Raw genomic sequence first — 13,719 nt, 5'->3', positions numbered from 1 at the left:
GAATTATAATTACATCCACAACATGTTGATTACACATAAAATAGTAGCTGATAAAGATAAATTTTTCCATATGACCATGAATTATCATAAAAGTTGATATTAGCGTTTATTTTAAGTGCTGGAATCTCATTCTATTCAATAACAAACAATTTAATCCCAGACATGGCAAACCATTACCATTCCGGGATTTTTTTAAGTAGGAGACTCTACAGGATAAAGTTTTGCAGTGCCATAATTCTCCCGATACGTCAGAAACAGGAAACCAATAACACCCATTGCCAGGGTAACAGGAATAACGCCTACCCCATAAACAAAAGCATTTGCTTCACGAATACCGCCATTTGCATTGATTACAAAACCAATCACTGAATGAAAGGCATAGCCAAAAATCATGATGATCATATTGGCAATCGCCGTAGTCAAACCTGCAAGGTGCTCTGGCACAAAAGTTGAAACTTTATAAATCGCCAAGATTTGATAAGCGCAGCACATTCCAACCAATATAAAGGATATCGTAATAGTGGATACGGTTAACATCCCAGCAATAAGTAAGGAGAAAATCACGAACATGGTTATTCCTGCGGCAATAATCGTTCCCAAGTAATATCCGGTTTTTTCCGCGATTAAACTTAAAATGGGCGAGCCAAAACACATTCCTATGAAAATCATTGAAGGCAAATAATTTGCTGTCGAGGTATTCAAACCATAAACCTGTTTTAAAAAGCCCGATCCCCACACATCAGAAAAACCTTCAAGTGGACCTAGCATCAATCCTGCAAACAAACAGAGCAAAATTACTTTTTTGTTGGTAAACACCGTTTTAATATTTGTAAGGGCTGATGCCTGATAAGTAGGTTTCTCATCAGGTACAATAAAATAAGTGATGCAGGCAAGAATGAGTCCAACAGCAATAAATACTTCGACTACCATTTTATAGCCTACTGCATGACACATATAACTAACAGGACCGCCACCATAAACAGCTCCTATCAGTCCTATCATCACAGAAAAACTGAGCATTCTAGAAAAATGCTGTTCTTTGAACGTCATCCGTATTATTTTAAACGTCCCCAAAATTGCAGCTGAAGAGCCAATACCAATGAGTGCTCTTCCTATAAGAGGATAGGCCCAATGGTCTGCAAAAATAAGAGGTAACAATCCAACAACAGGAAGCAAAATGCATAAAGTCATCACTTTTCTTGGACCATAACGATCCAGCATAATCCCGATTGGCAAATGCATTAAAGAATAACCAAGATAATAAACACCAGAAAACTGCCCAAATACTGTCGCATCAATGTGAAATTGCGATGTAATATCATCCATCATGATATTGGGCATTACTCTTAGAACATATTGGTACGCATAAAATATGGACGCAACAATCCATACAAACCAGGCAACAATTCGTGATGTAGACATAAAAATCCTCGAAAAAACAAGCAGCCAATTGATGCACAATGACTATAACCTGCGCATCAGTATATTCTAATTCATTTTTTGTGAAATTTTATTGCAAATATTGGCGGTTAATGAATAAATTTGAATTTTAATTTCATAAAATTATTATTTCTTAGAATAGAATGCTAAAATATAAAATATTTATGTAATTTTTAAAAATTATGGACCGTACAGATAAAAAAATTCTTGATATCCTGCAATCCAATTGCCAAATCAACAACCAGGAACTCGCGGACATGGTGGCTTTATCTCCCTCCCCTTGTCTTCGCCGAGTTAAGTTGTTAGAAGATCAGGGTTACATCAAGAAAAAGGTTGCCCTTCTTGAACCTGAAAAAATAGGTTTAAAATTATCCGTGATTGTTTTAGTTGGATTAAACAGTCATCAGCCTTCCGTGATGAATCAGTTTGAAGAAGCGGTGCGTTTTCTTCCTGAAATAGTTCAGTGTTATTTAATCACCGGACAATCTGCAGATTACGTATTGAAAGTGATTGTACCTGATCTCAATGCCTATCAATCTTTTTTATTAGATAAACTAACACGTATCAATGGGGTAACCAGCGTACAATCCAGTTTTATTTTGAGAACGATTTGTGAAACAACCACGCTACCATTAGATCATCTAGATTAAATTTTATTCCTTCATCCATTAAGTAATTTAATTATAAAGCAATTTTATTGATTTAATTCCATAAAAAAAGTATTGTGCCAAAGAATTTTAATAAGGAGAAATTTATGACATTGAAGTTTTTACCCTTGGCTCTTTTAGGGTTATTTTTTGCAAATGCTGCATCTTCTGCTCCGCTTCCCAAATACATTGACAAAGACGGCCCTGTTTGCACGAGTATGCTATGCGCCTTTAAAAGCCCCGGCGGCCTCTATGTAAGCGGTACTGGGTATTATGTACAACCAAGTGAAACCGGGATTGGTTTAGTCACTGACAGCTGGTTATTCGTTGTACCTGGTGGCACCCAGGCAGAAAGCAAACCCTTTGATCCCGATTATCAATGGGCTGGAAGTGTTGCTCTGGGTTATGATATACCTATGTCTGCAAATAATATTGAAGTCAACTATCTTTATTTAAAAAATAGAACCCACGCTGTAAATAGTTTTGCTAACGGCTCCATTTTATTTGGAAGTATTTTATTCCCAGATGCCACCATCCCCAAAGCTTTTCTTCCAGGACTGGTCAGTGACGCTTATTTAACTTATAGAGTGGACCAAGCAGATGTGCGAGTAGGAAGAAAATACAGTGATACTTCCGGTGCATTTAAAATACGTCCCTCTCTTGGGGTGCGTTATGCGCAGATAACCCATAACCTTTCATTTATGGCTCCCGGACTTGTAACAAGCAAATTCAGTGGTGCTGGTCCTTTAATCAGCTTAGATGGCCATTATGACCTAGCCTATGGTTTTGGTTTGCTTGGTTATTTTGATTATGCACTCATGGCAGGTTCTATGCAGTCCTTCTCAGAAGTTTTCCTGGGAACCAACTTCAGTTTCAACTGGCCTAAACGCAACCGGGTTGTTAATAGCGTTACTGGTAAAATTGGTCTGGACTATACTCATGCCCTAACGAATACAGCAACATGGACTGCTGCAGTTGGATATCAAATCAATGAATATCTGAGTTCTATGGATACACTGAGAGGATTTACTGGAATAGGCGGTTTAGGACCTCAGCGCATTGCTGGCAATGAAACCAATAACTTCTCATTCCAAGGATTATTTTTAAGCCTTACTTTGCATGCATAAAAAGGTTGATTAGGACAATCCTGGCTACACCCAGGATTGTCCGCTTTTAAAGCACCTCTCTTCTATTCTCTCTACATTCACCTCAAATTAAAATTTCTGGAATTTGCTTTCTTCATATACCCAAGGTATACAATTTAAGGTAATACTTACAGTGTCTCATTGAATGATATCGATAAATTGCAGAGAGCAGATGCTTACCGAACCACATATATGTCATTGAATAAAAGGATATAAGAGATGACAAAAACAGTTGATTTTTTACTCATTGGCGGAGGACTTTCCTGCGCATTTAGTGCGGACACTTTGAGAAAAGAAGGTGCTAATGGCAAAATCACCATACTATCGGAAGAAAATTTTCTCCCCTACCTCCGTCCTCAACTCGCTAGAGGATTTTTGATTGGAGCACGAAAAAAAGAACAGCTGGTTTTATTCGATGCAGATTATTATAGAAAAAATGATATTGAGGTTCTACTTAATACCAAAGCGCTATCTGTTGATACCGAAAAAAAGAGAGTCAAAACGGATCAGGCTGGCTACATATACTTTAACCAATTGCTTATTGCCACAGGTTGCAGCCCCCAAAGGGTTTATCTACCAGGAAGTCAATTAGATAAGATCTACTACCTTAAAACGATTCTCGATGCCCAACCCATCATTCATGAAATAGAAAATGCAAAAAAAGTCGTCATTTGGGGAGGAAGCTATATTAGCGTTGAGATCGCCTCCTTATTGGTCAAAAAAAAGATAAAGGTCACCATTGTTACCGAAGAATTCCATTTGTTCAATGTCAGTTCTTCTGCTGAGGTTGCTGCCTTTATAACTCAAAATGGCGTTGAAGTACTCCTCAATCAAACAGTAACAAAATTTAACGGTAAAAATCAGGTTCACTCAGTGGAGACCAGCACAGGAAAAATTTTATCATGTGACTTTGTCCTCATTAGCGATAAATATTTTCCGGTTACTGATTTTCTCCAAGGCAGTGGCATTGAAGTCAATGACGGCATAATAGTAGATCAATACCTACAAACAAATAAAAAAGATATCTACGCCTCGGGTGATGTTGCTAATTTCTTTGATCCCGTATTTAGAAGAGGGCATCGAAATGGAGGAGTGGATAATGCGATTAAACAAGGAAAAATTGCCGCATATAACATGATGGGAATGAGAAAGAGCTACCACAGTGCATCCTATTTCAATCTCCATGCCTTTGATACATATATTGTCATTATTGGTGATGCAACAGATGCTACAGAGCAAATTGTAAGAGGATCTATTAAGGAAAGGAATTGCTCAATATTGTATTTAAAAGATGGATTGTTGCAAGGTGCCTTTTTTTCTGGACGCCCTATAGAAGAAATTAAAGCTGCAGAATCACTCATTATCAATCGAGTAAATATAAAGGCCCATAAAAAAAAGCTTTTTGATGTAAACTTCCGCCTGGAGAAAATTGCACTCCAAACAATTCTTACTCTACAGGGAGGAGGTGCTTTAGGGGCTTTTGAATGTGGCGTGGTCAAGGCCATGGAAGAGCATGGCGTTTATCCAGATATTGTTTCCGGAATTTCTATAGGCGCATTTAACTCCGCAATTATTGCTGGAAATCCAAAACATGCTACTGAGGCATTAGAAAGTTTTTGGAATGATCTTGCTTTGGATACGTTGCAGGTTTCCGATGAACAAACTCGTCGTATTCTCTCTTCTTGGCAGGCTATGATTTGGGGCTCCCCTAACTTCTTTCATCCCAAATGGACAATGCCAATATTTAGTGCCGCTCAATCTCCAATACACTGGACAAGTTTTTACGATACTTTTTACGTTAAGGATCTTTTACGCAAATACATTAATTGTGATACGTTAAAGGACAGCCCCATTCGTCTGCTGGTCATGGCAGTTAATGTTGAAACATCTGAATTTGAAACGTTTGATAGTTACACGGATAACATCACCCTAGACCATATTCTTGCCAGTGGCAGTTTGCCTCCAGGCTTTCCATGGACAACAATTAATCATAAACATTACTGGGATGGGGGAATCATAAGCAATACACCAATTGATTCAACACTCGATGTCTGCGGCCAATCCAACAAAAAAATTTATACCGTTGAGCTCTATTCAAGGCATCGGGCCCTTCCTCAAAATATGATTGAAGTTCTCTCAAGAAAAGATGAGATCTTATACTCAGAAAAGATAAGAAAAGACATACGAACTACCGATCTTATCAACAACTATAAAAAGCTAATTGAACAAATTTTGCGTTTATGCGAACCCAAAGTGGCTGAAGAAATCAGACAATTTCCTGCTTACATTCAAGCAATGGGTGATGCGGGCATACAATCCATCACGCGAATTATCCGCGAAGTAGGAAAAAATGAACCCTATTCATGGGACTCTGATTTTTCAAGAGAGACTATAGAGCAACATAAGAAAAATGGTTATAAAACAGCTAAGAAAATCCTGGAAAAAGAAGCATTGAAAAAGAAACCGCTTAAATAAATCGGACTTATCCTGATAGGACTAAGTTAAGCCAAAATAACTCCTCCCTACATCCCGAGAGGTAGAAATGGACCAAATTGAGTTAAAAATTCTTTACCTAGTGTCATAGAGACAGAATGTAACCTACAATTAGACTAAAATTCATGTTATATCGGTTGTATTGTTTCTCAGTATGAAAAGGACCATCATGCTCTGGGCACTGATTTCTCTATTTTTCTTCTGGTTAGTTTTTCGAGAGCTCACAGGCAATTTACCCATATCCAAAGGATATCTTATCACGGTACTGAGCTTGGCTTTGTTATTTGCATGGCCTCCATATCATCACTGGCACTTTGAACGTTTTTTAACAGCTATAGCCGGCCAACTTGCTGAAAATCACCCGGCAAAAGTACATTGCAATACTTTATTTGACACACTGTTTGATGAAGAACCCAGAGTTTATGGTCATGCTGATCCTAAAACTGGATATATTGTCATCCAATATCCGAGATGCTCTCTATTAATGGATTATCTTCACCATCCTGCACTCGCAAACATGCAAGAATTGATTAGTTTGGATATCCTGACCCATGAAAGCATGCATGCACGTGGTGAATACAATGAAGCGAAAACTGAATGTGAGGCAGTACAAAGAAACTATCGCACAGCAAAACTGCTTGGGGTTCCAGACAATATTGCGAAACAAAATGCTCTTGACTACTACAATGGCTTTTACCTGAAACGTCACGATGGTTATTTCTCAAAAGAATGTGCTCCAGGTAAAACTCTGGATGAACATTTAAATGATTCAACCTGGGATGAATAATTAGGGATGCTTAAGGCGAACGCAGATAACCTTCAGCAAGTAAACGCGGCAAAATCTGTTGTCCCAAAATTGAAGCAAATTGATGTCCGCTCGTCTTAAAATGAGCATCTAACCATACAAAATGATCAATCTCACTGCCAGGAACTGGAATGCCTTCAATACGCACAAAATAGGTACGCATCACCAATAATGCATCTTCATATATAGCCTGTGCTTGGAACTCATCATAAGGAATAACGGATAGGACACCGACATTCAATTCTTCAAATAATTCCCTTCTTAATGCGTCTTCATCCGTTTCTCCACATTCAATCTTACCTCCAGGGACAATATACTCATTGGGTGGTTTCCCACGTTTATGTACTGCCAATACTCGATGCTGTGCATCAAAAATTAATGCACCGGCTTTAAAAATAGTTTTCACCAATTGATTCATTTTCTAATACCTTATCTGTTAAGTCAGTTAATTGGTTTAAAATGGCTATAGATGGATTACTAATACTCTTGGAAGTAGTAAACACCGTATTACATTGTTCGCATTGGTGTTGCTGATGAGGAACTACAGCAAGAACTTCTGTATCAAAATGAGCGTGATAGCAACTAGGACAGCTTAGACTAGTTAAATAGAGTTTGAGTTGAGGAATTGCTTTTTGAATTTGCAATACACGTACCATTTCAATATCCAGAAGAATTCCATTGACCCAAACTTCGCTATACGTGTTATCGATAACGCGCTTTTTTTCACTATTGTACGCGTGGACATGAATTGCACTTTCTTCCAAACGTGGTGCCGTCCAAATAATTGAAGGATTTGCCCCCCAAATCTGAAATCCACCTGGATATCGTGTGCTGTCTAAATATATTTTACGTTGCGGCATTATCGAGGGTCGCTTTACTAATTTATCATCAAGTATCTCTTTGAATCGAATCACCGGATTTGCAACACAACGCCTGTTGGTTAAGGTTAAACCGCCACAAAAGGTACAATAATGTTCAAAAGAAGGGAGAACTGAGGCCAAGTCTTTATCAAGTATTTCTGCGCCGCAATGACTGCAATTCAAACTCACGATATCAAAATCAAAAATTGAGCTCATGGTGTAACTTAGAGCACACTCTTCAGTAAGTGTCATCGTTTTTTCTTGCCAGATGAGCTCAACTTCCGGGAAAGATTGGTCTATGATTTTTTTGCGCGAGTGAGCCATTCTTGCATGAATATGAACACCGCGATCAAATTTCTTATCGTGGCTATCAAACACTGCAGGTAAAGCACCCCATGCAGCCACTCCCCCAGGAAAATCATCCAGATTGATTGAAATGGATGTACGTTTCAACATTGAAATGTCATTGAGCATAGAGATACCTTAAAAAGAATCAAAGTATCCCTCGCCCTACAAGTTGAATAAGACATTACAAATCGGGAGGGACTCGAGAATAGATGTAATCATCAACTTGCGTGGATGCAATAGAATATAGAGAAAACTTTTTTGGATGTCAATGTAAAGAATAAAGTGCGGTAGTTGACTAAAGCTAATCATTTCAAGGAATATAAGAATATCTAAATGATATAACTATTCAAATTACAATGATAAAAATACCCCTATTCCATACGATGATTGGTTCATGCTAAAAAAAATAACACTTTTAATATTATTGTTAACAGGATTGTTAAGCTGCAATAAACGGGTTGAACAGCCAATCTTCTCACCACCTAATAAATTTCCTTCCAGTACTAAAAATTATAAGCCGGTAAATGATTTACCCTATGTTGCCTGGTGGCAGCAATTTCATGATGACGAGTTAAATCAATTGATTGAGACTGGCTTAAAGAACAATATGGACATTCATATTGCTCTAGGAAACTTACAACAAGCACAAGGCGAATTGCAGCAAGTTAAGCTTAGCTGGATACCTATAGTACAAATATTTGCTGGTTATTCCACAAACCCCGCACTGGGGGCGCCTGGGGCATTTTTAGGAGTATGGCCCTATTATTTTTTGAATATTATGAAACTTTATACGCAACAGAAACAAGTTACGTATAATGTTCAATATCGTCTCGCTGCAATTGATGCAACACGTCTTACATTAATTGCTCAAGTAGCATCAGCTTATTTCACATTAATCGCTCAATTAGAACAATTGAGATTATTACAACAATTAGATAATGACTTAAAATCACTCGTTAAATTGAGCGAAGGAGAAATTAAAATTGGATTAGAAAATGAAATTACTTTAAGCCAATTGCAAACCGATGAGCAACTTGTTGCAGCCCAAATGAAACCTGTTTTGTATAATATCGTATTCAGTGAAAATGCACTTCGTTATTTGATTAATGCAAATCCAGGGAACGTTAAAAATAAACATAACTTCTCAAAAATTGATTTTTCTCGCTTTAAACCTGGCAGCCTACCTGCTACGGTATTAAATAATCGTCCTGATTTGAAAATGGCTCAATATGCATTAAAAGCTTCTCATGAAGGAATTAAAGTGGCTTACAGTGATTTTTTCCCTGGATTACAACTCGATGACTTTCTTGGTGACGTACATCTACCCCATAGTAACTTTGCTCAGGCAACGGATGCCTACGTTAATTGGACTATTCCACCAAGTTCTCTTGGTAAAATTGCAGCAAGCAAAGGAGCTTATAATGCTCGAGTTTCCGAATTTAATAAAACAGTGAAACGAATTTTAAGAGAAGTTGATAGCGATTACTCTGCCAATAGGCGCATGAATGAAAAATTTGTGGCTTATTTACGCGCTGAAAAAAATTATCGCCATAAATATAAATTGCAACAAGGTCTGCTAAAAACAGGGCTTCTTTCTTACAAAGAATTATTACAAAGCAAAATCTATTTGGATAACTTGGCACTCTCAACGAATCAAGCTAAATTGGAACTTGCTATGTCATTGGTTATTTTGTATCAAGACTTGGCTGGAGGATATGCTTACAGTAACTAGTTATTGGGAATAGTCGTAGCTTCACTGCATTTTAGGGGCTTACATCCAGATTGGCACCAGGGATCTGCATGGTGTAGCACCGTGTTACGATGCGAGATTCCTTGTGTCACTCGGGATGAAGGATTTTTCGCTGTGCTCTATCCCGGGCTTGTATCTTTAATCTGTAAGCAAAAAAGCTTAATCTCAAGGGCACTTGAGATGGGAGAAGTGATCTTGTAACCGGGCAAGGCATAAAAGCCTGATGTGTAGATTAGGACCTTCTCCCCACTTATCAATCGACCGAACAGTATCTTAGGCCGCTCTCGTCAAAGTAAGCCTGTATTCGCAAGCTTGGTCAATGATAAATAACCTCAAGTATTTTTTACAGCCATTGGAGATTAGCATGAGTGCATATGATTTTATAGGTGTTGATATCGCTAAGGATAAGTTTGATAGTGCTCTAGCAATCAATAACCGTTACAAACATGCTGTTTTTCCTAATAACAAACAAGGATATCAAGCATTTCATAAATGGCTTGAGCAACACACAATATCTCCTTGGGTCTGTATGGAAGCAACTGGTCATTACAGCGAGGGGCTTGCTGACTTCTTAACGGAAAAAGGAATTCGAGTGAGTGTCATTAATCCCTTTCAAATTAAGAGCTTTGCCAAAGCCTCCCTAGCACGCAATAAAAATGATACGATTGATGCAAAAATCATTGCCCAATTTGGTCAACGTATGGAACCCCGCCTTTATCAGCCAAGCTCTATAGAGCAAAAAGAAATAAGAGAGTTAACTAAAGTATTGGATATGCTAAAAGCCCAGGTCATTCAATTAACGAATCAACTACATAGCCTTAAGGGACATGCAGCACAGAAAAGCGTCAAGAAAATGATTGAGAAGCTGGAACAAGAAATTAAAGCCATTCAACAACAAATTGATGAACGCATTGATAATAATAAGCAGCTTAGAGAGCAATTTGAATTATTACTGTCTATTAAGGGTATTGGAAAACTTACTGCCTATCAGATATTGGCACGTATGCCTGAAGTACAATGCTTCCAAACAGCAAAACAATTCGCTGCCTATATGGGGATTACTCCCAAACAACATCAATCAGGTTCTTTTATCGGCAAAACTACGATTTCGAGACTCGGTGACAGCCGATTAAGAAAGGCTCTTTACATGGCTGCTTTAGTTGCCAAACGTTACAATAAATCGCTGCTTCCTTTTGCTAATAAACTTCAAGCGAAAGGCAAAACACCGAAAACAATCATTTGTGCTGTGATGCGCAAGTTAGCTCACATTATTTTCGGTGTCTTAAAAAATAAGCAAGCTTTTAATGAACATTTAACTTGCTTTTAAAGACAGTATCTACATACTCATTTTAAGGCTGACCGTATATTTTATGATAAAATTTACTCGAACTCGTATACACATTAAACAAGGTTTTACTCGATTAAAACACTGGCTCACTATAGCCAATATCATCATTTTTATTGGCTTTTTAACGACAATTATCTATCTTTTTTCTTTTTTATTTCCTTTTACCGATAATGCATTTGTCGTCAATAATGTGCGCCCTGTCGCAGCCCTTGCAAATGGTTATATTACAAATCTTTATATAAAAAATGGTGATTTTGTCAAAAAAGGCCAAAAGCTTTTCACTGTATTTCAAAAACCCTATATCTATGCCCTAGAACAACTCAGCGCAGACTTAGCAGGCGCAGAAGCAAGACTTGCTGCTTTAAAAGCAACCTATGAACGCCATCTCAAACTCAGTCAAAATGAGCAAAGGAATTACATTAAACTCAAGTTGGATGACCAAAAATTTCGTAAAGGTTATTTATTAAAATCGGTATCGCTGATTACCTTACAAAATTCGCAGCAAGAAACAAAAGCAGCTAAAGACAGATGGGATGCGGCTTTAAAACAACTAGAAATTGATCAGCACCAGATAAGAGCCCAAGAAAATGAAATTAAATCCCTGTATGCCCGTTTAAAAAATGCGAAGGTCAACTTGGAACAAACCGATGTATATGCGCAAAGTAATGGCATTATTCAAAATTTGTTTTTTAGTGTCGGAACACCGGTAAATATGAACCAACCACTTTTTTCTTTAGTTGATACAGATAATATTTACATTCAAGCAAACTTTAACGAAACCGATTTAGGTCAGGTGCGTAAAGGTTCGAAGGTATTGGTATTCCCTAGAATGTATTTGGGAAGAAAAATGTTTCATGGTGTGATTGACTCTGATTATTGGTCGGCCAATAGGCAGTTAGTGGATAACCGCACTCAGTTACAAAATGTCATCAACGAAAATCAATGGATCTTATTACCACAAAGACTGCCGGTGATTATCCGAATCACTGATCCCGATCCCGATTACCCACTACGTCTTGGAACAAGTGCTTATGTCTATATCAAAGTTTGAGCAATGGCTTGATAAGGTTGATCCATATGCCTTACAAAGGATCACTCTTTATAAGTCTCTTGTTGTTGCGACAGTACAAGTGTATGTTTATTGGTTATTTCAACCCGTCAGTTTTCTGGCTTTTTTTTCACCTTTTCTTTTGTTGTCCCTCTATGAAGCGCCAGTGCTTCCTACCTTTAAAGAAAAGGAATGGTTACTGATTTTTATCGGAATTGCAGTGATCCTCATTAGTGTGTCTTTTTATCTTGTTTACCCATTCCGTGGCGTCTTTTTCTTTTTTTCAATATTTGTCTTCGCAGTAACCTATTTTTGCGTATTAAAATATTTCTATGCGTTAAAAAGTTTATCCATGCTGCTTATCGCTACCGGAGCCGTTGTTCTAAGCACCGAACCACCTGCAAATCTTGAAGTAGCGTATGGTTTTATTTCATCCACTGCGTTATCAATAACCACGACCTTAATTTGTTTGAGATTTTTTCCAAATATGTATTTGATCATATGGAATAAGGCGCTGCAAAAATTCATTTTATACCTCGAAGAAGATATTGATTCGGCCCTGAATCAAGATCGTAAAAGCCCTATAGGAGAAGAAATTCAACATTTAGGAATGGTTCGAAATTATCGGCGACTGCTTCCCAAGAAGTACGTAATGCAAACTTATCGGGTTTCAGTATACATCCGAAACATTCAACATTCTTTGGACAATTTATATTATGAGACCAAGAGTGAATTATTTTGGCATGGTGTCAAAAATAATCTTTCTCGGCTGAGACATAATATGAAAACTTATACTCCATGCGGCACGCCGACCCTATATGTAGCCCCTAAAACCCAATTGCAGTTTTATATTGCCCGCTGTCTGCAACTGGCTTTTCTCCGTTGGAATAAATTATGCTCACTGCGGAAAAACTAAAAAAGAAGCTTGATTACGCACGGTTTACTCAATTGACAATTATGTTTATGGTCGCCATGTGGGTTTATTTATTTACGACTATTCCTCACAAGTGGTGGGTTTTGCTGACCGTAATTATGGTCAGTGCGGGAATCGAACCTGGGTTAATTATTAGAAGAGCCATCCATCGTATTGGGGGTACTTTTGCCGCGTTGTTCGTTTTAATTCCCTTGATTTATCTAATGCAGGTAAATTATCGATTAATCCCGATTGTATTTATTGTCGCGATCATTGGATTAGCTGTCACAGCATTAAATACAAGACGGTACGATATCAGTGTTTTTTTCATTACGCTTGTCGTTTTTTTGCTTTTAGCGCAAACAACCGACGCAAACTCCCCCGAGGGGCCATTTGAAATGGTACTGAATCGAGGGATATGTACGCTGATTGGCGTTTTTATTGTTTTGGTTGGCGATTATTTTTTATTTCAAGCCTATCGTTATTCACAAAAACTTTATTTATTTCACCAAATGATGGTATACAATTTTTTTAACGATACCATGCAGCAAATCGTCAAATGCCGAGCTAAAAAAATTAATACCTTTATTTTTGTTGAAAAATTGCGTGGCCAAGTCATTAAACATTGTGCTCCTATCGCAATTAGTTCTGAGAACTTGAAACTTGAAGTAAAAATCAGTGCCGAAACCAAAAAAAGGGTAGACCTTTTCCAAGAAACAATTTGGGACCTACGAAGGCTTATCTTTGCGTTATGTGTTTCAGAGTTTGTTTTAAATTCCTCAACAACAACCGAGAAACATTTACAACAGTTTAAGATACTAATGAAGAAAGCAAAGGACAATTTTATATATACTGAAGATATTTTAGAGTAGGCTCTCCTGGAACATAAAATGTCACAGTCGCACGCTCCAGGATGACGGGG

At 37.7% G+C, this 13,719-nt stretch carries 12 protein-coding genes; 9 read left to right on the top strand and 3 right to left on the bottom strand.

Annotated elements, in window-relative coordinates; genetic code table 11:
* Positions 1–192: 192 nt before the first annotated feature.
* Positions 193–1,422, bottom strand: coding sequence for an MFS transporter (locus ACF8MK_RS10490; RefSeq protein ID WP_392536607.1), 1,230 nt, complete (start codon positions 1,420–1,422; stop codon positions 193–195).
* A gap of 200 nt (positions 1,423–1,622) precedes the next feature.
* Between ACF8MK_RS10490 and ACF8MK_RS10485 the strand changes: the two genes are divergently transcribed.
* From ACF8MK_RS10485 to ACF8MK_RS10470, 4 genes are all read left to right on the top strand, one after another.
* A complete protein-coding gene (locus ACF8MK_RS10485) occupies positions 1,623–2,090 on the top strand; it encodes an Lrp/AsnC family transcriptional regulator (protein WP_392536606.1) in 468 nt (155 codons plus the stop codon).
* 104 nt (positions 2,091–2,194) lie between these two features.
* Positions 2,195–3,214, top strand: a complete 1,020-nt coding sequence (locus ACF8MK_RS10480; RefSeq protein WP_392536605.1) for an Lpg1974 family pore-forming outer membrane protein — start codon at positions 2,195–2,197, stop codon at positions 3,212–3,214.
* Positions 3,215–3,451: 237 nt separating this feature from the next.
* Complete coding sequence (locus ACF8MK_RS10475) at positions 3,452–5,707, top strand: FAD-dependent oxidoreductase (RefSeq protein ID WP_392536604.1); 2,256 nt, start codon at positions 3,452–3,454, stop codon at positions 5,705–5,707.
* Between the two features lie 187 nt (positions 5,708–5,894).
* A complete protein-coding gene (locus tag ACF8MK_RS10470; protein ID WP_265702748.1) occupies positions 5,895–6,512 on the top strand; it encodes a hypothetical protein in 618 nt (205 codons plus the stop codon).
* Between the two features lie 10 nt (positions 6,513–6,522).
* Here ACF8MK_RS10470 and ACF8MK_RS10465 read toward each other — a convergent pair whose 3' ends face one another.
* Positions 6,523–6,948: an NUDIX domain-containing protein gene (locus ACF8MK_RS10465; protein WP_392536603.1), complete on the bottom strand. Its 426-nt coding sequence runs from the start codon at positions 6,946–6,948 to the stop codon at positions 6,523–6,525.
* The gene (locus ACF8MK_RS10460; RefSeq protein WP_392536602.1) at positions 6,920–7,846 is read right to left on the bottom strand and encodes a hypothetical protein; all 927 of its coding nucleotides are present in this window, start codon (positions 7,844–7,846) and stop codon (positions 6,920–6,922) included. Before ACF8MK_RS10460 ends, ACF8MK_RS10465 begins: the two co-directional genes overlap by 29 nt.
* A 286-nt stretch (positions 7,847–8,132) precedes the next feature.
* Between ACF8MK_RS10460 and ACF8MK_RS10455 the strand changes: the two genes are divergently transcribed.
* The 5 genes from ACF8MK_RS10455 (at position 8,133) to ACF8MK_RS10435 (ending at position 13,669) form a co-directional block, all read left to right on the top strand.
* Entirely contained in the window at positions 8,133–9,470 is a 1,338-nt protein-coding gene (locus tag ACF8MK_RS10455; protein WP_392536601.1) for a TolC family protein, read from the top strand.
* 382 nt (positions 9,471–9,852) lie between these two features.
* On the top strand, positions 9,853–10,815 hold the full coding sequence (locus ACF8MK_RS10450; RefSeq protein ID WP_392536427.1) for an IS110 family transposase: 963 nt from the start codon (positions 9,853–9,855) through the stop codon (positions 10,813–10,815).
* Positions 10,816–10,858: 43 nt separating this feature from the next.
* Complete coding sequence (locus tag ACF8MK_RS10445) at positions 10,859–11,887, top strand: HlyD family secretion protein (RefSeq protein ID WP_392536600.1); 1,029 nt, start codon at positions 10,859–10,861, stop codon at positions 11,885–11,887.
* Positions 11,868–12,800 carry a hypothetical protein gene (locus ACF8MK_RS10440; protein ID WP_392536599.1) on the top strand — a complete coding sequence of 311 codons (933 nt, stop codon included), beginning with the start codon at positions 11,868–11,870 and terminating at the stop codon, positions 12,798–12,800. Before ACF8MK_RS10445 ends, ACF8MK_RS10440 begins: the two co-directional genes overlap by 20 nt.
* The gene (locus ACF8MK_RS10435) at positions 12,779–13,669 is read left to right on the top strand and encodes an FUSC family protein (RefSeq protein ID WP_392536598.1); all 891 of its coding nucleotides are present in this window, start codon (positions 12,779–12,781) and stop codon (positions 13,667–13,669) included. The genes ACF8MK_RS10440 and ACF8MK_RS10435 overlap by 22 nt, the downstream gene beginning before the upstream one ends.
* Positions 13,670–13,719 lie beyond the last annotated feature (50 nt).

It is taken from the genome of Legionella sp. 227, from assembly GCF_043161935.1.
Taxonomy (GTDB): domain Bacteria; phylum Pseudomonadota; class Gammaproteobacteria; order Legionellales; family Legionellaceae; genus Legionella; species Legionella sheltonii.
This window is presented reverse-complemented; position numbering and strand designations above follow the sequence as displayed.